This window comes from Streptomyces sp. SM10, assembly GCF_002910915.1.
GTDB lineage: Bacteria > Actinomycetota > Actinomycetes > Streptomycetales > Streptomycetaceae > Streptomyces.
This window is the reverse complement of record NZ_NEUF01000121.1, coordinates 62,741-86,553: the sequence shown is the minus strand read 5'-3', so window position 1 is coordinate 86,553 and position 23,813 is coordinate 62,741. Positions and strand designations below refer to the sequence as shown.

The 23,813-nt window shown below is 70.4% G+C and carries 17 protein-coding genes; 10 read left to right on the top strand and 7 right to left on the bottom strand.

Annotated elements, in window-relative coordinates; all coding sequences use genetic code 11:
* The first annotated feature begins 350 nt into the window (after positions 1 to 350).
* The 3 genes from B9S57_RS19080 (at position 351) to B9S57_RS19070 (ending at position 2,818) form a co-directional block, all read left to right on the top strand.
* Positions 351 to 797, top strand: coding sequence for an SRPBCC domain-containing protein (locus B9S57_RS19080; RefSeq protein WP_103516804.1), 447 nt, complete (start codon positions 351 to 353; stop codon positions 795 to 797).
* Positions 794 to 1,150, top strand: a complete 357-nt coding sequence (locus B9S57_RS19075; RefSeq protein WP_103516765.1) for a metalloregulator ArsR/SmtB family transcription factor — start codon at positions 794 to 796, stop codon at positions 1,148 to 1,150. Before B9S57_RS19080 ends, B9S57_RS19075 begins: the two co-directional genes overlap by 4 nt.
* A gap of 294 nt (positions 1,151 to 1,444) precedes the next feature.
* Positions 1,445 to 2,818, top strand: a complete 1,374-nt coding sequence (locus B9S57_RS19070) for an MFS transporter (RefSeq protein ID WP_103516764.1) — start codon at positions 1,445 to 1,447, stop codon at positions 2,816 to 2,818.
* Positions 2,819 to 2,957: 139 nt separating this feature from the next.
* Here the strand turns inward: B9S57_RS19070 and B9S57_RS19065 are convergent, their stop codons facing one another.
* A complete protein-coding gene (locus B9S57_RS19065; protein ID WP_103516763.1) occupies positions 2,958 to 4,343 on the bottom strand; it encodes a carotenoid oxygenase family protein in 1,386 nt (461 codons plus the stop codon).
* A gap of 80 nt (positions 4,344 to 4,423) precedes the next feature.
* Here B9S57_RS19065 and B9S57_RS19060 point away from each other — a divergent pair, with 80 nt between their 5' ends.
* Positions 4,424 to 5,074: a TetR/AcrR family transcriptional regulator gene (locus B9S57_RS19060; RefSeq protein WP_103516762.1), complete on the top strand. Its 651-nt coding sequence runs from the start codon at positions 4,424 to 4,426 to the stop codon at positions 5,072 to 5,074.
* Positions 5,075 to 5,121: 47 nt separating this feature from the next.
* Here B9S57_RS19060 and B9S57_RS19055 read toward each other — a convergent pair whose 3' ends face one another.
* Complete coding sequence (locus B9S57_RS19055; RefSeq protein WP_103516761.1) at positions 5,122 to 6,090, bottom strand: hypothetical protein; 969 nt, start codon at positions 6,088 to 6,090, stop codon at positions 5,122 to 5,124.
* 266 nt (positions 6,091 to 6,356) lie between these two features.
* On the opposite strand from B9S57_RS19055, the gene B9S57_RS19050 reads away from it, so the two are divergent.
* Together B9S57_RS19050 and B9S57_RS19045 are read left to right on the top strand one after the other, a co-directional pair.
* Entirely contained in the window at positions 6,357 to 7,340 is a 984-nt protein-coding gene (locus B9S57_RS19050) for a DUF1702 family protein (protein ID WP_103516760.1), read from the top strand.
* The gene (locus B9S57_RS19045; protein WP_103516759.1) at positions 7,337 to 8,734 is read left to right on the top strand and encodes a cytochrome P450; all 1,398 of its coding nucleotides are present in this window, start codon (positions 7,337 to 7,339) and stop codon (positions 8,732 to 8,734) included. Before B9S57_RS19050 ends, B9S57_RS19045 begins: the two co-directional genes overlap by 4 nt.
* A gap of 154 nt (positions 8,735 to 8,888) precedes the next feature.
* On the opposite strand, the gene B9S57_RS19040 is transcribed toward B9S57_RS19045, so the two are convergent.
* Genes B9S57_RS19040 through B9S57_RS19020 form a run of 5 tightly spaced genes read right to left on the bottom strand, consistent with a single transcriptional unit; the run spans position 8,889 to position 18,775 of the window.
* Positions 8,889 to 9,458 carry a flavin reductase family protein gene (locus B9S57_RS19040; RefSeq protein ID WP_374935962.1) on the bottom strand — a complete coding sequence of 190 codons (570 nt, stop codon included), beginning with the start codon at positions 9,456 to 9,458 and terminating at the stop codon, positions 8,889 to 8,891.
* A 5-nt stretch (positions 9,459 to 9,463) separates the two neighbouring features.
* Positions 9,464 to 9,940: a thioesterase family protein gene (locus B9S57_RS19035; protein WP_103516758.1), complete on the bottom strand. Its 477-nt coding sequence runs from the start codon at positions 9,938 to 9,940 to the stop codon at positions 9,464 to 9,466.
* Complete coding sequence (locus tag B9S57_RS19030) at positions 9,937 to 15,822, bottom strand: type I polyketide synthase (protein ID WP_258036454.1); 5,886 nt, start codon at positions 15,820 to 15,822, stop codon at positions 9,937 to 9,939. Before B9S57_RS19030 ends, B9S57_RS19035 begins: the two co-directional genes overlap by 4 nt.
* The gene (locus B9S57_RS19025) at positions 15,819 to 16,838 is read right to left on the bottom strand and encodes an enediyne biosynthesis protein (RefSeq protein ID WP_103516756.1); all 1,020 of its coding nucleotides are present in this window, start codon (positions 16,836 to 16,838) and stop codon (positions 15,819 to 15,821) included. Before B9S57_RS19025 ends, B9S57_RS19030 begins: the two co-directional genes overlap by 4 nt.
* Complete coding sequence (locus tag B9S57_RS19020) at positions 16,835 to 18,775, bottom strand: ASPIC/UnbV domain-containing protein (RefSeq protein ID WP_374935961.1); 1,941 nt, start codon at positions 18,773 to 18,775, stop codon at positions 16,835 to 16,837. The genes B9S57_RS19025 and B9S57_RS19020 overlap by 4 nt, the downstream gene beginning before the upstream one ends.
* A gap of 321 nt (positions 18,776 to 19,096) precedes the next feature.
* On the opposite strand from B9S57_RS19020, the gene B9S57_RS19015 reads away from it, so the two are divergent.
* The 4 genes from B9S57_RS19015 to B9S57_RS19000 all read left to right on the top strand — a co-directional run bounded on the left by B9S57_RS19015 (position 19,097) and on the right by B9S57_RS19000 (position 23,744).
* Positions 19,097 to 20,644: a GMC family oxidoreductase gene (locus B9S57_RS19015; protein ID WP_103516754.1), complete on the top strand. Its 1,548-nt coding sequence runs from the start codon at positions 19,097 to 19,099 to the stop codon at positions 20,642 to 20,644.
* A 257-nt stretch (positions 20,645 to 20,901) separates the two neighbouring features.
* Positions 20,902 to 21,537 carry a carboxymuconolactone decarboxylase family protein gene (locus tag B9S57_RS19010; protein ID WP_103516753.1) on the top strand — a complete coding sequence of 212 codons (636 nt, stop codon included), beginning with the start codon at positions 20,902 to 20,904 and terminating at the stop codon, positions 21,535 to 21,537.
* A complete protein-coding gene (locus B9S57_RS19005; RefSeq protein ID WP_103516752.1) occupies positions 21,534 to 22,412 on the top strand; it encodes an SDR family NAD(P)-dependent oxidoreductase in 879 nt (292 codons plus the stop codon). The genes B9S57_RS19010 and B9S57_RS19005 overlap by 4 nt, the downstream gene beginning before the upstream one ends.
* 276 nt (positions 22,413 to 22,688) lie before the next feature.
* Positions 22,689 to 23,744: a carboxymuconolactone decarboxylase family protein gene (locus B9S57_RS19000; protein ID WP_103516751.1), complete on the top strand. Its 1,056-nt coding sequence runs from the start codon at positions 22,689 to 22,691 to the stop codon at positions 23,742 to 23,744.
* Positions 23,745 to 23,813: the final 69 nt, after the last annotated feature.

Here is a 23,813-nt window from a genome sequence, read left to right as displayed (position 1 = left end):
CACCGGCCGGCCGCGGAGACCTCCACCGTAAGGTGCCGTCCGGCCGGGAAGCCGCAGGTTGCCTCACCGCGCGCCCGACCCGTCGCCGAGGACCAGCCGACCTGCCCGGCGGCTGGTCCGTCGGATTCCGCAACCAAAGTGTTGCACGTGGCCCGACCCTTCCGCAACCCGACTCTTGCGCGACGCGCCACCGCTGCCGAAAGCGCGGCAACACGCGCACCCAGACCTGACGAAGCACCCTCCGCGGCAGTACCGCGCCCCGCCCACTGAACGCAACCTTTCGATTGCGCCTGACGATCCGATGTGCAACCATCGGGTTGCTGGCAAGAGCACCAATGAAGGAGTCCCTCATGAGCGACCGGTTGATCGAACGCGAAACCCTGATCGCAGCCCCCGTCGGCCGGGTGTGGTCACTGGTGACCGAGCCGGGGTTCTGGGTCGCCGACCCGGCCAGTTCGTCCGGCACCGTGGCCGTCGAGGGCGAATCGACGGTGGCCGAGAACCCCGAGCACGGCAGCTTCCCCGTGCGGGTGGAGAAGGTGGAGCCGCAGACCTACGTCGCGTACCGCTGGGCCAGCGCGTTCCCCGGTGAGGAGCTGAGCGACAACAACAGCACTCTGGTGGAGTTCACGCTCACCGCCGAGGGTGACAAGACGCGGCTGCGCGTCGTCGAGAGCGGGTTTGCGGCGCTGGCCGGATCCGAGGATCTGCGTGCCAAGGCGCACAGCGACAACGCCGACGGCTGGCCCCAGGTGCTCGACGCGGTCAGGACGCGCGTCGAGGCGTCGTCCGTGTGACGGACGAACGCCAGGGCTCCGTCGGGGTGGTGGACAGCGTGCTGGTCGCGCTGGCCGACAACACGCGACGCGAGCTGTTGCAACTGCTCGCCGCGCAGGGCGAGGCCACGGCGACGACGCTTGCCGAGAGTCTTCCGATATCACGACAGGCGGTGGCCAAACACCTCGCCGTCCTGGACGCCGCCGGACTGGTCTCCGGCAGCCGGGTCGGACGCGAGGTCCGCTACGCGGTGAAGCCGGCGACCCTCGACGCGACGGCGCGTTGGATGACCATGCTCGCAGCCGACTGGGATCGGCGTCTGGCGAAGATCAAGCACATCGCCGAGGCAGCGGAACGGCACGACACCCCTTAGACCCTGTCGTCCCATTCCCGTCCGTCGCACGGCCTGCCCGCCGGGCGAACGACGGGAACGGGGCGGCAGCCCCCAGCACTCCCCCAGCTCCAGGTCACCTCGGCAGGGGCACCGAACTGACGGCCTATCAGGCGTCGGCCCGGCGTCCGGTGACGCGTGCCGCCAGGCGGCACGGTCCGCCGACCCGGTGACCGTTCACGAAATCGGACTCTCGATCGAGGGAACCATCTCATGACGACCGACGCAGGTAAGAGCGAAGCGAGCTCAGCTCCACGTTTCACCAGCAGGGAACGGATGATCCTTTTCCTCCTGCTCGGGTCCGGATTCATGTTGTCCGTCGACTTCTCGATCCTCAACGTCGCGCTGCCCGAGGTCGGCGCGGGCGTCGGGCTGGGGCTGTCCGGGCTGCCCTGGATCACCTCGGCCTACGCCCTCCCGGCGGCGGGCTTCGCCCTCCTCTTCGGACGGATGGGCGACCTGTTCGGCCGTCGCCGGCTCTTCATCATGGGGCTGGCACTGCTCGCCGCAGCCTCGCTGCTCGGCGGGTTCGCCCAGAATCCCGAGGTACTGCTGGCCGCCCGCGCACTGCAGGGCTTCGCCACCGCGATGGCGATCCCCGCGTCCCTGTCCCTGCTCACCAGCACCTTCGCGGAAGGCGCTCAGCGAGACCGGGTCCTCGGCCTCAACGGCGCGCTGCTCTCCGGCGGCTTCACGGTCGGCGCACTGGTCGGCGGAGTCCTGGTCAGCCTGCTCAGCTGGCGGGCAGCGTTCTTCATCAACGTCCCGGTGGCGGTGGTCATCCTGGCGTTCACCCCCTCGCTGATCAGGGAGAGCAGCGTCCCCGACCGGGTGAAGCTGGACGTGCCCGGGGCGGTGACCGCGGCCGGCGGTCTGCTGGCCGTCATCTACGCGATCATCGAGACGAACATCTACTCGGCCATCATCGGCGTGGTTCTGCTGGCCTCGTTCTGGATGATCGAGCTGCGTTCGCCCGCGCCGCTCGCCCCGGTGCGCATCCTCAAGCGGCCGACGGTGAAGTGGGGCAACTACGGGGGTCTCGTGACGTTCTCCATGGGGACCGCCATGATCTTCCTGATGACCCTCTACCTTCAGAACGTTTTGCACTACTCCCCGCTGATCACCGGCCTGGTCTTCGGTGTCCCGGGCCTGGCGGCCATGGTCGCCGGGGTCATCGCCGGGCGCTCCATCGGACGCCACGGCAGCCGGAAGGTGTTGGCGGTGGGTATGTCCGTGCAGGGCCTGGCGATCGTTCCGCTGATCTTCCTCGGTACCGACCGGGTGGCGCTCCCGATCGTGATCCCCGCGCTGTTCATCGCGTTCTTCGGGCATGTGACCTCCATCGTGGCCTACACCGTGACCGGAACTTCGGGCCTGCCCAACGAGGAGCAGGGCCTGGCCACGGGCATGACCGCGATGACCCAGCAGGTGGCCGTCACGATCGGCATCCCGGTCCTGAGCGCGGTCGCCGCGACCCAGGCGGTGGAACTGGACGGCCTCCACCTCGCGCTGATCGTGAACGTCGCGGTGACCCTGGCGAGCGTGGTCCTGGTCTGGCTGGGGTTGCGTGCCCGCGGCGCGGAGGCTCCGGCGGCGGTCGTGCCGCTGCCGGGGAACACCGACGAGGCGTTGGCCCGTCCGCTGGACTGACACCTGGCCCCACGGAGTCGCACTCGGCCGAGTGCGACTCCGTGGCGTTTCGGGCCGGATCCGCCGAGTTCATACCGGTGGGCCCGGATGATTGCCCGGTGGCCGTCCCCGGCGGGGTCTTCGTGGGCCTCCGCGCCGCTCACCGCTCCCCCGGCACCCACTGCGCGTGGAAGCCGTGCGGCACCCGCACCGGCAGCGGGACCACGGCGACGGGCGGCCCCGTGAAGTCGGCGGTGTCCAGGACCACCAGTTCACTGCGGTCGGTGGCGGGGTCGTACACCAGGGTCAGCAGCCAGCCGTCGGCCTCCGCCGCCCGCGCCTCGCGCGGCAGGAAGACGGGTTCGCCGGTCAGCCGTCCGCCGGCGAGGGCATGACGTTCCGAACGGCCGGTGGCGAGGTCGTGGCGCAGCAGTGCCGGGCCGCAGAGGGCGGCGCCCTGGCCCGCGTCGAGCTCGACGGTGAAGGCGTACCGGTACGGCAGCCCCGTGTACCGCTCGTCGATCAGCGGGAACTCCTGCACCCGGCTGTCGAGTTGCCGCTCCATCACGGCGCTCCCCCGCGGATCGAGGGTCCATCGCCACAGGGTGGGCGCCGACTCGCTGGCGTGCAGCCGGTCACGGTCGAAGGCCCGCTCGTGGCGGATCACGTCCACGGTGATCCGGCCGTCGCCCTCTTCGAAGGCGTTGACCGGGTGGAAGACGAAGCAGGGTGCGACATCGAGCCAGAGTGCGGCCGCATCCGTGCCGCCGCGGGGCACGATCCCGATCCGGGCGCCGTGGTCGTGCTGCCAGGAGTGGGGCACGGGCGAGCCGGCCCGTGCCTCGGCGGGGTCGTGGGTCACCGGCAGGTCGAAGAGGACGGCGTGGCGTTCGGTGAGGGCGAAGGAGTGCATCCAGGGGCGGCCCTTGACCGGGATCGGCAGTGTTTCGCGGACCCGGCCCGCGACGTCGAGGGTGAGCAGGACCGCCTCGTCCCTCGCGTGGTCGGTCGCGACCGCGAGGAGTTCGCCGGTGACCGGGTCGGTGAGGGGGTGCGCGCAGAAGCCGCCGGGGAGGGTGCCGTCGAAGTCGGTGCGGGCACGGGTGGCGAGACCGGAGTCGATGACGAGCGGCAGGGCGGTGGCGGCGGCCACGGCCAGGGTGCGGCCGGCGTGCCGGACCAGGTTCGCGTTGACGTTGTCGTCCGGTCCTTTACGGGGCCCGGGAGTGGGCAGCTCGTTGAGCGCGCCGCTGATCGCGTCGGTCCGCAACCAGCGGTTGCGGTACGACAGCGCGCGGCCGCCGCCCAGCCGGATCGCGTGCACCATGCCGTCGCCCCCCAGGGCGTGGTCGATGGCGGGGTCGTGGGTGCCCCGGGTGTTGGGCCCGATCCGCAGGAAGGTTCCGGCGAGCTGCGGCGGCAACGTGCCGCGCACCGTCAGTCCGGTGTGGTCGGTCTCGGCCGACACCGGCTGGTAGCCACGCCCGAGAAGGTGCGCCGTGCTGTGCGGGAGTGTGCCGCGGGCCGGGTCAGTGGTGCGAGGCATGGCCGCCCCCTCCGTTGAGCATCACCGTTACGTAACACTGTCACGTAATAGCGTCACAGCCGCCCGCCATACTGTCAAGGGTGAGCCCACGCCGAGTTGACCCGAACCTCCGTCCCCAACTCATCGACGCCGCAGCGAAGTTGCTCGGCGAAGAGGGGCCGGCCGCACTGTCCACCCGCAAGCTGGCAGCCATGGTGGGCACCTCGACCACGGCCGTATACACGTACTTCGGCGGAATGGACGACCTGGTGCGCGCGATGGTGCACGAGGGGTTCAGGCTGCTCGGCGACAGGATGAGGGCGGTCGAGGAGAGCGACGACCCGGTCGCCGACGTGCTCGCGCTCGGCTGGGCGTACCGGGACAACGCCCGGGAGCACTGGCACCTGTACAACGTGATGTTCGGCGGCTCGGGCCTCAGCGGTTTCTCCCTCACCGACGCCGACCGGCAGCACGGCCGCTACACCCTGGACATCCTCGTCGGAGCGGTCAAGCGCTGTGCCGCGACCGGCCGCTTCCGTCCCTTCGACCCCGAACTGGTCGCCCATCAGCTGTGGATCGCCCTGCACGGCCTGGTCACCCTGGACCTCGGCGGCTACCTGGTCGAGCCCAACACCGCGGACGTCTGCTTCGAGGCGCAGGTGAGCGGAATGATCCTGGGCGCGGGGGACGATCCGCAGCGAGCCCTGGAATCCCTGACCAGGGCCGCGCAACGGCGGCTCCGGACCCAGTAGGGTCCGGAGCCGCCGTTGGTGGTTCCGCCGGGGCGGAGAGAATGCCGCTACGCGTTCCAGGGAGCAGTCGGGAACCATATGTAGTCGAGCCTGCCCAGCATCCGGATGTCCCAGTAGATGACCGTGAACGCGCCGGCCACCAGGAACGCGGACGCGGTCAGCGTCGCCACCCGGCCCGGCTTGGTGGCCAGCCAGCGCTGGACGGGCCGGCTGAGGCTGTAGGACAGGATCAGGAAGAGCACCGCCATCACCAGGAAGTTGCCGATGGACTGGAGCGAGAAGGCGACTGCCCCGAAGAGCGGGTTGTGTTCCTCGGCCGCCTGCCGGAACAGGTTGCGGAACAGCGGGTAGGGGCGGCCGATCAGGAAGGCGCCCACCATGACGCCGATCAGCACCAGTGGAGCGTTCGGGTGCCGGCGCGAGACTGCCGCCAGCGGGTCGGGGATCATACCGGCCGCGGCGAGCCCGAGCGCCAGCATGAACAGGCCGAGCACCCCGTACACGATCATGGCCTGGGCGATCCGGGGCGAGATGCCGTGTGTCTGTGCCATCGAGAACTGTGGCATGTGGGTGCCGACGAGACCGACCAGCACCCCGTAGGCGGCCGAGACCGGCAGCATGCCGGCCGCCATCCAGCCGAGCGGCCGCAGCACGTGTGCCAACCGCTGACGGCGGGTGAGGCTGATCTGCCCGACCAGCGGGCCCACCGCCCCGAACACCGCCACGTTGCAGGCCGTGAAGGAACCCGCCAGGCCGGACACCAGGGCGAAGAGCACCCCGGAGGCGATGCCGGACAGCGGCGTGTCCTTGGCGTCATGACCGAGCAGTTGGCTGGCGGTGCGGAAGCCGATCTCGTCGTCCGCCAGCTTCGAGGACCATGCGTAGGCGATCAGTAAGCCGCCGAGCAGGCTGAGCACGAGGAGCAGGACCCGGCGGCGCGGGAACAGCCCGTTGACGAAGAGCGACGTGGCGTGCGGCGGTGCCGTCGGGGCCGGAACGGAGGTGGTATCGGGCATGTGAGGCCTCCTCTGGGGTGGGGTGGTGCCGGAACTGGTGCACGAGGTCTCGCAGGCAACCGCTCACGTTCGGGACGGCCGCATGCGAGACCTCGGTGCCGGGACGTGCGGGCGACGCGACTGATTGTCGGGACCCGACCCGTTCCGTGCCTACTCCTGAATTGCCCGGTGCCGGCACGGCAGAAGTAGTACGGCGGGCCGCGGAACCGGAGCATGTAACCGGAGAGCTGCGGCCGTCCGGGCGCGCGGCGGGCTGGAGGGCAACGATGAGCGCGAGCTGGCGAGCGGTCAGGCGCCGTCTGATGACACCGAGCCACAACGAGACCAAGCTGTCGACCCGAGGCTTCCACGAGAAGAGCCCCGAGGCGCGGGAGACGCTCGAAACGGTCGGGGCGACCTTCCTCGACGGGTACGCGTTCGCCGTCGAGGCACGAGACCAGGACGAGACGCACCAGCGGCTGGAACAGGTCCCGGTGCGGTTCCGCGGCTTCGCCTACGAGGGCGCGGCGATGGGACTGGCCATGCTGGACGGACTTCCGGTACCCGGCAACGGCCGGGTGGCCGCCTTCCTGGCGGGACATGGCGCCCCGCACCGCTACATGGTGCACGTCGGTGTCGGCTGGTCGATGGCCCGGCTGCCCCGCTTCCGGTGGGCGTCCATCGCGCCCACCGACCCACTGCTGCGCTGGCTGGCACTGGACGGATACGGGTTCCACCAGGCCTACTTCCGTACCCAGCGCTATGTGCGCGAGCAGTACCGGGACCCGTCCTTCCGGTGGCCCGGCGACGAGACCCGGCGGTATGCCGGGCACGCCGTCGACCAGGGCATCGGGCGGGCGCTCTGGTTCATCGGCGGCACCGACCCGGCCGTGGTCTCCGACCTGGTGGACAGCTTCGCGGCCGACCGGCGTGCCGACCTCTACAGCGGGGTCGGCCTGGCCGCCTGCTACGCCGGCGGTGCCTCCGAGGCCGAGCTGCTGTACCTGCTCGAACGGGCCGGCCACTACCGGCCGCAACTCGCCCAGGGCATCGCCTTCGCCTCGACCACCCGGGTGGAGTCCGGACTGCTGACACCGCACACCGAGATGGCCGCGCAACTGCTCTGCGGTATGACCCCGCAGCAGGCCACCGAAGTCTGCTCGCGAGCCCGGCCTGATCCCGTCGTGGACGGCCGGCTGACGGCGTACGAGGTATGGCGCCGGGAGATCGCCGAGCGGGTCTCCAGCGACGCCCCCGAGGCGCGGGCATGAACGGCGTGGACTCGGTACCGGCCCCGGCCCTGCCGAGCGGCGGCCGGCCGCGGCGGCCACCGGGGCCGTCGCGGGCCGCCACCCCGGTGCTGCTGGCACGGATGGCCTCCGACCGGCTGACAGTGATGACCGAGGCGGCGGCCACCTATGGGGACGCGGTACGGCTGCCGCTCGGCCCCAAGACCCTGTACTTCTTCAACCACCCCGACCACATCCGCCGGGTGCTGACCGACAACAGCGCCAACTACCACAAGGGCATCGGCCTGGTGCACGCCCGCCGCGCGCTCGGCGACGGCCTGCTGACCAGTGAGGGCCCGCTGTGGCGTGCCCAGCGCAAGGTGATCCAGCCGGTGTTCCAGCCGCGCCGGATCAACCGGCAGATCGGGACCATCGGCGAGGAGGCGCTGCTGCTGGCCGACCGGCTGAGGCTGTCGGCGGGCGCGGGAACGGTGGACATCCGGCAGGAGATGACCGGGCTCACCCTCGGGGTGCTCGGCCGCTCGCTGCTGGACGCAGACCTGGGCGCGTACGAGTCCATCGGCGAGGCCTTCGAAGTCGTCCAGAACCAGGCCGTCTTCGAGATGATGAGCCTGAGTTCGGTGCCAACCTGGGTACCGCTGCCCCTGCAGCTGCGGTTCCGCAGGGCGCGGGCCGAACTGAACCGCATCGTGGCCGCGCTCGCCCAGGAGCGGGAACAGCATCCGGCTTCCGACGGCACCCGCGACGACGTACTCTCGCGCCTCATCGACGCGACGGCCGACGAGCGGGATCCGACGGTCCGGCAGAACCGGATGCGCGACGAGCTGATCACCCTGCTGCTCGCCGGGCACGACACCACCGCCAGTACCCTCAACTGGACGCTGTATCTGCTGGACCGGCACCCCGAGGCGGGCGACCGGGTACGCGCCGAGGTCGACGAGGTGCTGGGCGACCGGCTGCCGACCATCGAGGACTTCCACCGGCTCACGTACACGTCGATGGTGCTCCAGGAGGTGATGCGGCTGTACCCGGCGGTGTGGCTGCTGCCGCGCAGGGCGCTCGCGGAGGACGAGATCGGCGGCTACCGGGTGCCGGCCGGCGCCGATGTGGTGCTGTGCCCCTACACACTGCACCGGCACCCGGACTTCTGGGAGGACCCGGACCGGTTCGACCCGGAACGGTTCGCCACGGGCCGCTCCGCGAGCCGGCACCGGTACAGCTACGTACCGTTCGGTGCGGGACCGCGGGTCTGTGTCGGCAGCAGCCTGGGGATGATGGAGGCCACGGTGGTGCTCGCCGTCCTGCTGCGCCGGCTGCGGCTCTCGGTCCCCCCGGGCCACAAGGTGCGGGCCGAGCCGATGCTGACCCTGCGGGTCAAGGGCGGCCTGCCGATGACCGTGGAGGCGCGGAACTGACGGCGTGCCAGGAAGGATCGGCCACGCCGATGGCCGCCCCGGGCAGCAGTAGCCCGGGGCGGCCGTTCGCGTTCCGGAGTCCGCCGCGAGGTGCGGCGGGCGACGCGGGAAGCCCGGCCGGGGCAGTCGGCCGGGCTTTCTGCTCTAACCGGGGTCAGGCGGCGACGCGGCGGAAGGCCCCGCCCAGGAAGAGCAGCGGGTCCTCGCCCGACGCATTGCCCGCGCCCAGTACCGAGCCCACGAAGATGGTGTGGTCACCCCCGTCGTGGATGGCGCTGAGCCGGCACTCCAGCCATGCCTGGACGTGGCCCAGCACGGGGGCTCCGGTGTGCCGGCCGGGTTCGTGGTCGATGCCGGCGAACTCCGCCGCACCGCGCGGGCGTGAGTGGTCGGCGAAGTGGCGGGCCACCCATTCCTGGTCCCGGCTGAGCACCGAGACCGCGAAAGCCTTTTCGGCCAGGACGAGTTGATGGATGGCCGCCGACTTCACGACGCACACCAGCACCTGGGCCGGTTCGAGGGAGACGGAGGTGAAGGAGTTGGCGGTCATGCCGCGCGGCGCGTCGCGTCCCGCGGTCAGTACGGTCACCCCGGTGGCGAAACGCCCCAGCACCCCGCGCAGTGCGCGACGGTCATGGATGTCCGCCTCGGGCGCCTCCGCGGGAAGTGGCGGCAGGTCGAGCGGACCGGGCAGCGGAACAGAGGCGGATGGGACGATGGACATGTGGATCACCCCGCAGTAGTGGTGAGCGTCCGGGAGGACGCCGTACCAGAGACGCTGTAAGGAACCAGGGCGAGCCGCAGCGGCTCGGGGACCCTGGTCGGGCGGGTGTCGGTGTTGGGGCCGCGCATGCAGGCGATCCTCTGCTGCCCGCGCGCGACCAGGGTTTCGCTTCCGTCAGGCCCGAGCCGCACGTAGTCGAAGGTGAAGGCGACCTGGGTCTGTGTGAGGTCCAGCAGCCGCATCCGGATGGACAGTTCGTCGAAGGCGGTGATCTCGGCGAAGAACTCGCAGTCCACCTTCAGGGTGAACAGCTTGAGGTCGGCCCGGATGTCGGCGAGCACGTCGGGAGCCCGGTCGCGCAGGAACATCTCCCGGCAGCGGCCCTGCCAGCGGAGGTAGTTGACGTAGTAGACGTTGCCGACGAGGTTGGTCTCCTCGAAGCCGACCAGGTGGCGGTACTCGTAGTAGTCCGGTTGCGTCATCGGGTCCCCTCGGTCAGCACGGTGAACGACACCGGATCGGCGACGCCCTCCAGGGCGGTCGCGAAGGACGTGATGCGGTGTGCGCCGCCGCGGAAGGCCACCCAGCCGGCCGGCAGTCCCGCGTCGCCGTCCAGACTCAGCGTGGCCACCGCGTGGCCCGCCTTGCGCAGTGTCTCCACCGCGCCCCACACCCGGGTGGCGGCCAGGCTCAGCGCCTCGCCCCGCCCCTCGGCGAGCAGCCGTGCCAGCGCCAGGCCGTCGGCGCCGAGCAGCGCCGCCCACGCTTCGGCAGGCCGCTCGGCGGCCACCTCGACGTCGCAGGTGATGGCCTGGGCGGCGACCACGGCGAAGGTGACACCCGCCGCGTGCGAGGAGGACACCCGTCGCATGTCGGCCAGTTCGGGCCGTCCGTCGGGCCGGTGGTGCACCTCGGTGGTACGTCCCAGCGCCCAGCTCACCGCCTGGGCGGTGCGCTGCCGACGCTCGTCAACCGAGGACCCGCCCATCGGGCCTCCGGGCAGCACGACACACCGCAGCGGGTGGCCGAGCGCCGCCTCGACGCGCCGTTCCAGGAAGGGGCCGAGCAGGGCCGGCAGCCAGGGTCCGGCTCCGTCCTGCTTGCGCACCGCCCGAAGCAGCAGGCCCTCCCAGCGCTCGACCAGCCGGCCCTCCTCGTCGCGGACGTCCAGGTCGTAGAGGTAGCTGTCGCCGTCCCGGGACCGCTCGCGAGCGTCGAGGAACAGCAGTCGGCCGGTGTGTTGCGCCGACCGGGCCGCGAGACGCAGCCGTGCCACGCTCACTGGCAGCAGCGTGGCGTCGGGCACGCAGGCCTGGATGGAGTGCATGAGCGCGTCGCGGGTACCGGGGTCGGCCAGTACCAGTTCGTCCGGGTGGTAGGCGGCGAACCAGTCGTTCCGGGGAGTGTCGTCGATCTCGGCCAGGCAGTGCTTGGCGGCCAGGTCCCGGTAGCCGAGCAGCCGCTGGAAGCGGTCGCCCTGGAAGAGCACCGGCCCGTACAGCTCACCAGGGGCCAGCGGCACCCGCGGCACCTGGTCGGTGACCGGCGCCGGGTGACCGACCGGCTCCGGCACGCCGAAGCGCAGGGTGGCCCGGAAGTGGTCGGCCTGGAAGCCGGTCTCACTGCTGCGCACGACCGCCTCGACGGTGCCGGGTCCGGTGACCAGGGCGGCCACCCGCAGAGTCGTCGTGCCGTTCACCGGCACCACGATGGGCCGCAGAAACCGCATGTCCTCCAGCACCGGCGTGTCCCGGTGGCCGGTCAACGCGGTGGCCACCTGGGTCATGGCCTCCATGCCGAGGACGGCGGGGAAGAGCAGGTCGCCGTCCAGCAGGTGGTCGGCCAGGTAGAGGTCGCCGCCGGCGCCGAGTTCGGCGTCCGCGACCAGTTCGATGCCGGGGTAGTGGACCTGGACGCGTTCCAGGAACCGCAGAAGCGGCGGTTCGCGCTGCTCCAGGGTGAGCGTCGGCAGGCCGCCGGCCCGGCCCATCACCACCAGGGCCGGCGGGGCACCGGTGTCGGCCAGCAGCCGGCCGAGCAGTTCCACGCCCTGGTCGGCGGGGATCGGCTCGATGCCTTCGCGGACCAGCCCCTCCAGGACGCCCAGCCGCTCCCCCATGCCAGCACCGGACCAGACCGACCACTCCAGTGCCAGGCAGCGGCAGTCGGGGTAGTCCTGCTGGAACTGGACGGTCAACTCGGTGAGCCAGTCGTTGGCGGTGGCGTAGTCCGCCTCGCCGCGCAGTCCCGCCCGGCCGATGATGCTGCCGAAGGTCACGAAGAGCCGCAGCGCCGCCGGGTCGATCGCGGCCAGCACGGCCTCCACGCCGTCGATCTTGGTGGCCAGTGTGCGGCGGAACGAGTCCTCGTCCAGGTTGGCGAGTGCCTGCGGCTGGTTGCGGCCCGCACCGTGCAGCAGCCCGGTGACCGGGCCGAGCGCCTTGGTGATCTCGCCGACCGCGGTCTTGACCTGGTCGACGTCGGTGACGTCGGCCCGCGCGTAGTACACCCGGACACCCGCCGCCTCCATCCGGGCCAGGTTGTCCGCGAGTTCGGTGTCCTCGGCGGGGTCGGAGCGGCCCATCAGGCCGATCGCCGCGCCGTTCTGCCCGGCCAGCGAGATGGCGCACTCGGCGGTGATGCCCTTGCCGCCGCCGGTAATCAGCAGGACGTCGCCGTCGTCCAGCGTCTGGTGGGTGGAGTCCGTCGCGAGCTCCACCGCCCGCAGGACCGGCTCCCGCCGCACCCCCTCGGAGTCGTAGTGCACCTCACTGAATCCGGTGGTGGCCAGGACATCCGCGGTGATCCGGACGCTGATCCGTTCGGCGGCGTCGGCCGTCATGTCCCCGGGCAACGGCAGGGTGACGACGGTGACCGGGATGTCCGGTGCCTCCAGGTGCAGCGTCTTGGCCAGGCCCGCCGCTCCCCTGCGGTCGCCGACGGCGACCAGCCGGGTTCCGGCGGCCCGCCGTTCAGGGTCGAGTGCGGCTCGGGCGGCGTCGAGCATCAGGCCGATGTGCTCCTGACCGCAGTCGCGGGGCAGGGCGAGCAGGACGCCCGCGTCGGGCCCGGTCGCGCGCAGCTTCCCGGCCAGCGGGCCGGCCAGCGGGTGCCGGTCGGAGGCGAAGACCTCCCAGTCGCCACCGGGCCCGGCGGCGGGGCCGCCGGGCAGCTCGGCCGGTGTCAGATCGACCACGAACGGGCGTACCCAGCTCGCGACGCCGGGGGCGGCGGACGGCTGGTGGTCGTCGGGCGACTGCTCTGACAGCTCGTCGAGGAGTTCGGCGAGTTGCCCCAGCGTGGAGGTGGCGAACGCGGTGGTGACCATGGGGGCGGAGATGCCCAGCTCCTGGGCGGCCTGGTTCATGATCTGGCCGACGGTGATGGAGCTGAGGTGCAGTTCGTCGAGCGGGTTGGCCGCCGGATCGACCGTTTCGACCGGGAGTTCGGCCCGCTCGGCGGCAAGCCGGAGCAGCACTTCCAGGCTGGAGGCGTCCTCCCCGTCGGCTGCCGTGGTGCCGGCGGTGGCCGCGAGAGCGGTGAGCTCGGGCAGTGCGGTCGGCATCGACTGCTCCAGCACGAAGTCCTCGCCGTTGGACTCGCAGGGGCTGGCGAAGAACAGGAACTCCTTGTCCAGCGGGAGCGGCCGGGTGAAGCGCCCGGCGAAGAGCCGGCTGTGCCGGACCGGCGCGCCCATCGTCCAGGCGGCGGCGACCGTGCCGAGCAGCCCGGTCAGTGACAGGGCGTCCGCCTCAGTGGCGACCGCGGGCACATCCGGCAGGATCTCGGCGGCCAGTGACTTCAGTACGTGGCCCGGTCCGACCTCGATCAGCAGGTCCACCTCGCCGTCCATCTCCTGGAGCGCCTCGGTGAACCGGACCGGTTGAAGTACCTGGCGGGTGAGCAGGTCCACCACGTCGGTGTCGGCGGGCAGCAGCCCGCCGGTGACGGTGGAGACCAGTCCCTCGCCGACCGGGCCGAACCGCTCGGTTGCCAGGTGCTCGGCGAGTCCGGCCGCGGCCGGGGCGACGGCCGGTGAGTGGAAGGCATGAGAGACATTGATCCTCGCCGTGCCGACGCCCTGTCCGGCCGCCAGTGCGCAGACTCGTTCGACCGCCGCGACCGGGCCGGACACCACGGTCTGCCGCGGGCTGTTGTAGCCGGCGATCACCACCGGCTCGCCGGCGGTCAGGGTCTCGGCGAGTTCGGGGGTGGTCGCGAGCGCGGCCATCGTGCCGTCGCCGTCGCTGGCCGCGGCCATGATCCGGCCACGGGCGCCGGCCGCGCTCAGCACGGTCGGCTCGTCCATCGCGCCCGCCCAGTGCAGGGCCGTAAGTTCCCCGAGGCTGTGCCCGGTGCCCCGGACCGCCTCGATGCCGAGGATGTCCAGGATCCGCAGGCCCGCGACCGAGGCGGCCACGATCCGGGGCTGGGCGACGTCGGTGGCGACCAGGTCGCCGTCGGTGGGCAGCGAGAGCCGGTCGTACAACTCGTCCACGGCGGCGAACCGGCGGCGCAGCGCGCCTCCGTCGCCCCGCTTTCCGGCGCCCTGGCCGGGGAAGAGGAAGGCGATCCGGGGGGCCGATCCGGCGCTGCCCAGGAAGACGCCCCCCTGGGTGTCCAGCAGCGAGCGGGCCCCGGCGGCCAGTTGCCCGGCCAGCTCGGTGAGCCGCTCGGTGGCCTGTTCGGGCGAGGCGACGAGCACCGCGGCGCGCAACGGCCGGCCGTCCAGCTCGCCCTGCAACGTGGCTGCCAGGTCACCGAGTTCGGCGTACGACAGCTGGGCACAGAACTCCGCGAGGCGGGTCGCCTTCTCCCGCAGTTCCTCCGGGTCGGCGCCGTCCAGCAGGAACAGCTCGGCGTCCTGCCGGGAGGCGACCAGTTTGCGGGTGACGCTCGGCACGGCGTTGCGCCGCAAGCCGTCGGCGTGCTCGACCACGACGTGGGCGTTGATGCCGCCGAAGCCCATGGAGGAGACCCCGGCCCGGATGGGCATGTCCTCGGGCCACAGCTCGGCACGGTCCGGGACCCGCAGCGCCGGCTCGGGGCCGAGGAGTTCGGGATGCGGGTCGACGTGGCTGGTGGCGGGCGGGATCACCTGGTGGCGGACCGCGAGGATCGCCTTGAGGAGCCCGGCGACCCCGGCCGCCGCCTTGGTGTGGCCGAAGTTGCCCTTGACGGTGCCCAGGGCGGCCGGGGCGAGAGCCCCGGAGGCGCGGCGGGCCTCGGAGAAGGCGCGCAGTTCGGTGGCGTCACCGACGGCCGTTCCGGTGCCGTGGCCCTCCAGGAGGCCGATGGTCTCCATGCCGAAGCCGGCCGTGCGGTAAGCGCGTCGTATGGCGAGTCGGTGGCCGCTGGCCTCGGGCCGGGTGATGCCGCCCTTCCCGTCGGAGGAGTAGCCCCAGCCGGCGATGGTGGCGTAGCGGAACCGGCCCTGCGCGCGGGCGTCCTCGTCCCGCATCAGGACCAGCATGCCGCAGCCCTCGCCGGGCCAGAAGCCGTTGGCGCCCTTGTCGTAGACCCGCATCTCGCCGGTGGCCAGCGCGCCGGTCTTGGCGAAGCCGATCACCTCGAAGGGGTCGATGCTCAGGTCCACACCGCCGGCCACCGCCACGTCCATCGTGCCGCGGGCCAGCGCGTCGCACGCGGTGGAGACCGACAGCAGGGAGGACGAGCACGCGCCGTCGACGGTGAAACCGCCGCCCTTGAAGTCGAAGTGGTTGCAGATGCGGCCGGCGATGGTGTTGGCGAGGCCGCCGGCCAGGGTGTCCTCGCCGATCGGCGGGAAGGCGCTCTTGTAGCGCTGTTCGAGGCTGTCGAGGAAGGCGGTGAGCGCCTCGTCGTCCCAGCCCTGCTCGCGCAGCGCGGCGCCGACGGTGCGACGGACGTACGGCCAGCGCAGCCGCATCAGATTGGCCCGGCTGAACTCCCCGGTGAGGGTGTTGCCGATGATGACGCCGGTGTTGACGTCCGCCAGCCCCTCGCCGAACGGGAAGCCGGCGTCCTCCAGGGCGCGGGCCGCGGTGTCCAGGGCGAGCCAGTGGGTCATGTCGGTGGAGCGGAAGGTGCTGCCCGCCACCCGGTAGCGGACCCGGTCGAACTCGAATCCCTCGATCACCGCTGCCTTGGCGCTGTAGAAGCGGTCGGGCGCGGCGGGATCGGGTGAGTAGTAGTCCTCGGCGCGCATCCGCTGGTCGGGCAGTTTCCGGAAGGCACGGCGGCCCGCCAGCACGTTCTGCCAGAGCTGTTCGGGGTTCTCGGCGTCAGGGTAGCGGCAGGCGATGCCGACCACCGCGATGCGGCCCAAGGGTGCCCGCTCGTCGTTCTCGGCCGTGGTCACGGGCCTCGGCTCGCTTACGCTCATGCCGCCACCGCCTCGTTGCCGGCCAGGCGCTGTGGCTCGGCGGGTTGCGCCACCGTGCCGCTGGTCGCGTCGTTGCCCCGGCGCCGTTGCAGGCCGTGGGCAACCCACCAGCCGATACCGCGGACGGCACACACGATCGTGGTGGCGAAGAAGAGGGTGTACACGACGTTGAAGACCATCAGCAGCCCGTAGACCATGGCGACCGAGGATCCGAAGATGAACTGGTTGCGCCCCTTCGAGGGGGTGGTTCCGGGGTCGGTGATCATGTAGTTGGTGAAGAGCACGAAGGCGACACCGCTCATCGGCCCGAGCGCGGACCAGATCGCCACGTCCCATATGAAGTGGCGCAGCACCGCTTGGATGACGAAGGCGCCGAGCCAGCCGACGATCAGCGGGATCCGCTTGGTCAGCATGGCGTTGATGACCGTGCCGGCGGTGGCGATGACCAGCGGAATGCCGACCCGGAAGAACGTGTTCGCGTTCTCGGTGAACTCGTACGGCGGGGCGATGCTGATCCAGGAGCCGAACATGAGCAGCGAGACGGTGATTCCGAAGTTGGACGGGTTCATGTAGTGCCGCATGCGGCCGTTGATCGGCGCCTGGAGGACGTGTTTGCCGGCCACGCCGATGAAGACACCGAGCAGGATGGGCAGCAGCAGGTCGTTGGCGTAGAGCAGCATGTTCACCGCGAGCGCGGTGATGTGGGCGGGCAGCAGGAACTCGTACACCCTGCGGAACCCGCCACCCAGGAAGCGGGCCCGGCGCTTCTGGGCCCAGGCGCTGATCACCTCCAGCACCATCTCGACCGCGTAGGCGAACGGCGCGCAGATGATCGGCCACAACCAGGGCTGCTCGAAGCCGAGCAGGGTGTAGCCCAGGATGTTGAACACGGTCATGGAGATGGCGAAGTTGCGCAGTGCCAGGTAGCGGGGGTCCCGGTTGGGCTTCTTCTTCTCGGCGTGGGGGTGAGCGGCGTGCGGAGCCGCGTTGACGGTCTGGGTACGGTTGTCGGTCATCGGCTCGTCACCTCCTGGATGTCGTCGGTCAGCATGAGGGTGTGGCTGCCCGCGGAGAGCTGCTGGGTCTTGGTGTGCAGGCCGCCCCCGCTGTCGCGCCACGTGAAGTGCGCCTTCACCGGGCCGGTGTAGGTGTCGAGGCCGAAGCGCACGTCGAAGCTGCGGAAGCCCCCGTGCCCGCCGCCGCCGTCGAGCTGGGCGATCTGCTTCCCCTGCGGCGTGGTGATGCTCACCGTGGTGCCGTATGCGGGCGAGCCGGTCGCGGCCAGCCCCTCTCCGGCGGTGGAGTCCGGCGCGGGCCGGTACAGCCGCAGTGTCAGTTCGTTGCCCAGCTTCGGGGCCTGGTTGGCGTAGAAGGCCGGAGGGCCCCACTGGCGGGCTATCGCGAAGTCCAGCGCGCCGCTGCCGGTCGTGTCGGCGGTGGCGATCGCGCGGGTCGGGATCGGGACGTCGAGGCCGAGCTGCTTGCTCACGTTCGCGTACTTGCCGCTGCTGGTACGGGCGTAGAACGCCATCACCTCGTCGCCGGCCAGGTCGTCGCCGGGGCCGACGTGCGGCCACATCTTAGGGTCGGAGAGCAGGTTGTCGTTGGTCATGGCCAATTCCTGGAGCCACGGCCAGCGGTCGATGTCGCCCTTGACGAAGCCGGTGGCCTGCAGGATGTTCTGCTGGCCGTTGTTGAGGAAGTCGCCCATCTTGGCGTCCCACCCCCAGCCGCTCCAGGCGACGCCGTTCTTCCGTGCCTCCTGCCTGAACGGGGCGATGCCGTCCTGCAGTTTGGCCTTCGCGGCGGCCGGGCTGTCGGCCTGGTTGACCCAGAGGAAGTTGCTCTCCTCCAGGCCCCAGGCGACAGTGATGTTGCTGACCATCATGTCGAAGCTGCCGTTGCCGTCGACATCACCGAAGTCGACTCCCATGCCCTTGAAGGAGCCGTCGCCGAGCACGAACGACTTCGGGGTCGTCGCGGTGCGCTCGCCCTTGGCCTCCGTGAGGCGGATGTTGCCGGGAGTGGAGCGGTTGTACAGGAGGTGCCCGTGGCCGAAGTCGTTGGCGATGTAGACATCGGGCAGCCCGGAGCCGGTCAGGTCGGCGCCGGAGATGGCCAGCGTCCAGCCGGTGGAGTTGGCGTACGGGATGGCGTCCTTCTCCTCGACGAAGGAGACGTCCGGGTTGGGGCCGGCCGAGCCCTTGTGCCAGCGCAGCACGCGGTCACCGCCTGCGTTCTTCGCGCTGGACAGCGAGTCGTTCATCTCGACGTTGTTGAGGCCGTTCGGGTCGAGCACGTCGGAGTCCGGGAAGTAGTTCCCGACGATCATCGACGGGTGGCCGCTGCCGTCGAGGTCGGCGACGTAGACGGCGTCGGTGTTCCACCGCGGCCCGTGGTACTTACCGTCGAGACTCTGCGAGGCGACGACCTCGCGCGGGACGTAAGCGGACGCGGACGGGGACTTGGCGTCGGACTTCGCCAGGAACAGCACCGGAGTGCGTCCCCAGTAGGTGACCAGGAAGTCGTTGCGGCCGTCGCCGTTGAAGTCGCCGGGGGTGCAGCCGGTGGGTGCCATGGCGTCGTCCATCGGCAGCGGCTTGCCGTCCAGCACGAACGGGGTGAACCGGTCGGCGGTAGGAGCGGTCGGGGTGTAGGTGACCACGACCGAGTCGGTACGGGTGTCGACAATGCACATACCGTTGGCGATTCCGTGGCCGGTGACATCGTTGATCGCGATGCTGGCGCCGACCGAGGAGATCCAGGCGCGGATCTTTTCGTAGGCCGGATTCACCTTACGGGTCGTATTCATCGGTTGCGAGTCGTAGCCGGGCGGCATCGCAATCGGCATCTCCTTGAACTTGTACGCCGCAGCAGCCTGGTCACCGCCCGCGACAGATACCGATGTGCGGACGACGAAGAACAGTGAGGTCGCCACCAATATCGTGACCACCCCTGGTATGAGCCTGCGGAATCGCTGTCGGTACGACATCCCAATTCCCTCCCGTGAACGAGAAACGAACGACTGGCCAAGGCCATTGCGAATGCAATTCAGAAATTACTGTCGCAGTACCTGGCACTTGAGGATCTATCACCCGGGCAAGGGTTGCTTCTCTGACGTTGCCACGGTTCGAAGTGAGTACTTGCCTTCAGTTCGGGGGATATCCACGGCCCCGACCATTGAGCAGTCTCGGAGAAGACCGGATGCTGGCGGCCTGAAAAACTCGGGTGTGATCGGACCCTGTCGAATCACAGTCTGGCGAGGTTTAAATCCATGACGCACACGTATGACGCGATCATCGTCGGGTCGGGCTCCGCGGGTGCGGCGCTCGCAGCCCGGCTGAGCGAGGACCCGGCCCGTTCGGTACTCCTCATCGAAGCGGGCCCGGACTTTCCCGATCCCGCCGACATCCCGCTCGACATCACCAACGGCAATGCCATGTCGATGAGCAAGCACGACTGGCACTACCGCGCGGAGATCATAGACGGCCGGCGCATCCTCTTCCCCCGTGGAAAGATCACCGGTGGCTCGTCCGCGGTCGGCGCTACCATCGCGCTGCGCGGTGTGCCCGAGAACTACGACAAGTGGGCGGCGGCGGGTAATCCGGCGTGGGCGTACGAGCAGGTGCTGCCGTACTTCCGACGCCTGGAGGACGACCTGAACTTCGAGGGCCGATACCACGGCAAGGGCGGCCCGGTACCGATCCGCCGGTTCCACCCGGACGAGATGACCACCATGCAGCGCGCCTTCACCGAAGCGAGCCTGGCGGCCGGATTCCCCGAGGTCTCCGACCACAACCACCCCGAGGCGACCGGTATCGGCCCGATCCCGTCCAACCGGCGCGACCCTCGCTACCGAGTCTCGACGGCGATGGCGTACCTGACGGGCGAGGTAAGGGCACGGGAGAATCTGACCGTCCGGAGCGGGACGCTGGTGCACGAGGTGCTCTTCGAGGGCGACCGCGCGGTCGGCGTTCTGGCCTCGGCCGGCGCCGGCAAGCCGGAGGAACTGCGGGCGCACAAGATCGTCCTGTCGGCTGGCGCGGTCAACACCCCGACGCTGCTGATGCGTTCGGGAATCGGCCCGGCCGACGACCTGACCAGGCTCGGGATCGACGTCCGGCTGGACCGGCCCGGGGTCGGCGCCCACCTGATGGACCACCCGCGGACCGGCGTGTTCATGCGGCCCAAGGAGGGAGCTCTGGACGAGAACGTGCCGTTCCTGCAGTCCATGGTGCGGACCACGGCCAAGGGATCAACCGACTTCAACGACATGCAGTACTACATGGTCAACCACTTCGACCTGGAGCTCTTCCCCGAGCTTCAGATGCTGGCCGGCGCTTCGAAGATCTTCGGCGTGATGGTGGTGGACCAGCAGCCGGAGTCGGTCGGCCGGCTGCGGCTGGCCTCGGCCGACCCGGCGGCGGGGCCGGACATCCAGCTCGACTTCCTCTCCACCGAACGGGATCTGGAGAAGATGGTCCAGGGCGTTCGGACCTGCTGGGAGCTGGCCAACCACCCGGGGATCGCGTCGCAGGGCGACGGCTTCATCGTGCTGAACGACAAGCTCATCGAGAAGGACGCGATGATCGAGCAGTACGTGAAGGTGAGCCTGGACAGCGGCTACCACCCGGTGGGCACGGCCCGTATGGGCACCGCTGACGACGCGGGCGCCGTGGTGGACGAACAGCTGCGGGTGCACGGGGTGGAGGACCTGTACGTGGCCGACGCCTCGGTGATGCCGAGCATCGTCAACTGCAACACCAACCTCACCTCAATCATGATCGGTGAGCGGCTGGCGGACTGGCTGCGCGCCGAGTGAACTGAACCCGCCCGGCCTCCCTCGACGGCCGTTCCGGCACCTGCCGCGCCGGAACGGCCGCCCGTATGTCCAGATCCAGGACCCGCCGGCCGGCGCACGCAGGGCAATTTGAAAGACGAAACGCTGTCACCATTACTGCCACCATGAGAGAAAACAACGCCGCAATTACCCGCCGGACAACAGACCCGGATATATTCCCGTTCTTCTGAATTGGTTCGCGGGGCGGCTCCCGCAATCGGAAGAAGAGGCGATCATCCATGACCGATCCGAATGTGCTGAGCACGGTCCGCGTACCCCTGGTGGGGGAGGACGAAGCCCAGGGCAGGACCGCCGAGCTGTACGAGGCGATCAAGTCCCGGATGGGCATTCCCTTCGTGCCGGACATGTTCCGCCTGGTGTCCAGCCGACCCGACCTGCTGGAGGTCGTGATCGCCGGCTACGGCGGCGTGTTCAACGACGGCGTGCTGCCGCGTGCGACCCGCGAGATGATCTCCGCCTGGAGTTCCAAGGTCAACGGCTGCCCGTACTGCGTGGGCACTCACAACTGGTTCCTGGCTCAGTTCGGCGGCGACCAGGAACTCACCGACGCGATCGCCGAATCCGCCTCGGTGGAGGACCTGCCGATCGACGAGCGCACCAAGGAACTCATGCGCCTGGTCACCCAGATCTGCACGGGTGCGTTCCGGGTCACCGACGAGGACTGGGCCAGGACCGAGGCCGCCGGCTGGACCAACGCGGAGATGCTGGAAGCGGTGTTCACCGCTTCACTGTTCGCCTTCATCAACCGCCTGGTGGATGGCCTGGGCCTGGGCGATTCGGTGGCCCGCAGCCGGATCGCCTCGCAGCCGGAGGACGCCACGGTGTCCGAGCAGCGGCTGGCAGAACCCCGGTGAGCAGCCCCTCGCGAGCGATCCTGCTGACCGGGGCGTCGTCGAGCACCGGCATGTCCTCCGGCACCGGAAAGGCCGTGGCACTGCGGCTGCACCGGGCCGGCTGGCCGGTCTACGCGACCGCACGGCGGCCCGAGGCACTGGCCGAGCTGGAGGCCGAGGGCATCCGGGTCCTCCAACTGGATGTCAACGACGAGGATTCGATGACGGCCGTCGTCGACAAGATCACCGCCGAGCACGGCTCGGTCGGCACTCTGATCAACAACGCTGCCTACAGCCTCAACGGCACCATCGGCGAGACGCCGATGGACGAGGTGCGCAGCCAGTTCGAAACGAACCTCTTCGGACTGTGCCGGCTCACCCAGCTCGTGCTGCCCGGCATGCGGGCGCGGGGCAACGGCCGGGTGATCATGATGTCGTCCATCTTCGGTCAGTTCGCTACCCCGGGCCGCGGCTACTACCAGGCCACCAAGCACGCGTTGGAGGCCATCAGCGACTCGCTGCGCCTGGAAGTGGACGCGTTCGGCATCAAGGTGGTGCTGGTGGAGCCGTCGCCGGTACTCGGCGGGTTCGTACCGATGTCGGTCGCCGACCTCGGGATGTCCGGGCAGGAACGTGGCGGTCTGTACGACGACTTCTGGCGGTACTTCGTCGACTGGCACGGCGCCTACCGGGAGACGGAGAAGCCGAGCGGCCGCGGTCGGATGGCGGTGCGCGCGGAGACCGTGGCGAAGGTCATCGAGAAGGCGGTGACCAGTGACAACCCGAAGATCAGGTACCGGATCGGGATGCCGTCCCGGTTGTTGCCGCGGATGCGGTGGACCATCGGGGACAGGATGTTCGAACGCTTCGTCCGGGCGTTCTTTCCCGTTCCTTAGGGCGTGCCGTCACCGTGGCTCCGCCCGGAACGTCGGCGGGGCCCGGTGGTGCGGCCGCACGAAGGCGGAACCTGATGGCAGGCCGCGCCTTCAACTCGTTTGGCGCCGGCCGTCAGACCGCAAGAATGAAGAAGGAGGAACCCCGCATCGGTGTGACGATTGACTGGCGCACCGAAGGACATCCGCCGAGGAGCTGAGGGAAGTGCCACCGATGTTTGAAGGCCACGCGGAGCCACCGCGGCGCGGCGTCACCGGTCGGGGTCCCGGAGCGGACGCATGAAGGACCCGAGACTACTCGTCCAGTCGCCGCTCAGGAGGCTGTCCCTGCTCCAGGTCCGGCACATCGCGACCGTGCAGTTCGGTGAGGCGACCGGCGACACCGCCCGGGTCTACCGGGAGCTCGAACAGGACTTCGGGGTGCTGGCTCCGCCCATCGCCCTGCACGCCCCGGTGCCGGAACTGCTCGCTGCTTCCTGGATGACGCTGCGCGAGACCATGCTGGTCGACGGGCTGGTGGCGCGGGCCGCGAAGGAAGCGGTGGCCGCCGCCGTGTCCCGGAGCAACCAGTGCCCCTTCTGCACCACCATGCACTCCACGATGCACAACTCCCTGGCCGCCCGGCCCACTTCGTCCGGGCGGGGCGTGAAGGCAGGACCGAACCGCGGCGCGGGGACGGCGCCGGGCCAGTTGACGGCGTGGATCAGCTCGGCGGGCAGGCCTCCGTTCGCACCCGAACTGATGCCGGAGCTGGCCGGTACGGCGCTCTGCCTCCAGTACCTCAACCGGATGGTCAACGTCTTCCTGGGCGCGCAACCGCTGCCGCCGCACGCCCCGGACCGGGCGGTGGGCCCGGTGCTGCGGGTGCTGACCGGCCTGATGCGCAGCTCCGTCCGAGCCGGGCCCCGAGCGGGTACGTCGCTGTCCCTACTGCCCGACGCCCCGCTGCCGGCGGACCTGGGCTGGGCGGCGGCCGATCTGCGGATCGCCGCGGCGCTGGCCCGCAGTACGGCGGCCGTCGAGCTGGCAGCGACCGAACTGGTGCCGGAGCCGGTCCGGGACCTGGTGGCCGCCGAACTGGCCCGCTGGGACGGCGGCGACCCCGGCCTCGGCCGGGCCTGGCTGGACGCACCGCTGCGGGAACTGCCGCCGGCCAACCGACCGGCGGGCACCCTCGCGCTGCTCACCGCCCTGGCTTCCTACCGGGTGGACGACAAGGTCATCGCGGCATTCCGGCAGAACGGCGGGGGGGACCGGGAGATCCTCGCGGTCACGTCGTGGGCCGCCCAGCGGGCGGCCCAGCGGCGCAGCGGCCAGCTGCTCCGCGACAACTGAATACCCAGCTCCCCCCGGGTCGGAAGCAGTTGTTCCGCCCACCGCCTCGCGGTGGTGTTCCGATATAAG

What these genes read in the sequence shown, in the direction of transcription:
- B9S57_RS19080 (WP_103516804.1), top strand. Translation starts at nt 351, where the DNA reads ATGAGCGACCGGTTGATCGAACGCGAAACCCTGATCGCAGCCCCCGTC.
- B9S57_RS19070 (WP_103516764.1), top strand. Translation starts at nt 1,445, where the DNA reads ATGATCCTTTTCCTCCTGCTCGGGTCCGGATTCATGTTGTCCGTCGAC.
- B9S57_RS19065 (WP_103516763.1), bottom strand. Translation starts at nt 4,343, where the DNA reads ATGCCTCGCACCACTGACCCGGCCCGCGGCACACTCCCGCACAGCACG.
- B9S57_RS19055 (WP_103516761.1), bottom strand. Translation starts at nt 6,090, where the DNA reads ATGCCCGATACCACCTCCGTTCCGGCCCCGACGGCACCGCCGCACGCC.
- B9S57_RS19050 (WP_103516760.1), top strand. Translation starts at nt 6,357, where the DNA reads ATGAGCGCGAGCTGGCGAGCGGTCAGGCGCCGTCTGATGACACCGAGC.
- B9S57_RS19045 (WP_103516759.1), top strand. Translation starts at nt 7,337, where the DNA reads ATGAACGGCGTGGACTCGGTACCGGCCCCGGCCCTGCCGAGCGGCGGC.
- B9S57_RS19040 (WP_374935962.1), bottom strand. Translation starts at nt 9,458, where the DNA reads ATGTCCATCGTCCCATCCGCCTCTGTTCCGCTGCCCGGTCCGCTCGAC.
- B9S57_RS19035 (WP_103516758.1), bottom strand. Translation starts at nt 9,940, where the DNA reads ATGACGCAACCGGACTACTACGAGTACCGCCACCTGGTCGGCTTCGAG.
- B9S57_RS19030 (WP_258036454.1), bottom strand. Translation starts at nt 15,822, where the DNA reads ATGAGCGTAAGCGAGCCGAGGCCCGTGACCACGGCCGAGAACGACGAG.
- B9S57_RS19025 (WP_103516756.1), bottom strand. Translation starts at nt 16,838, where the DNA reads ATGACCGACAACCGTACCCAGACCGTCAACGCGGCTCCGCACGCCGCT.
- B9S57_RS19015 (WP_103516754.1), top strand. Translation starts at nt 19,097, where the DNA reads ATGACGCACACGTATGACGCGATCATCGTCGGGTCGGGCTCCGCGGGT.
- B9S57_RS19010 (WP_103516753.1), top strand. Translation starts at nt 20,902, where the DNA reads ATGACCGATCCGAATGTGCTGAGCACGGTCCGCGTACCCCTGGTGGGG.
- B9S57_RS19000 (WP_103516751.1), top strand. Translation starts at nt 22,689, where the DNA reads ATGAAGGACCCGAGACTACTCGTCCAGTCGCCGCTCAGGAGGCTGTCC.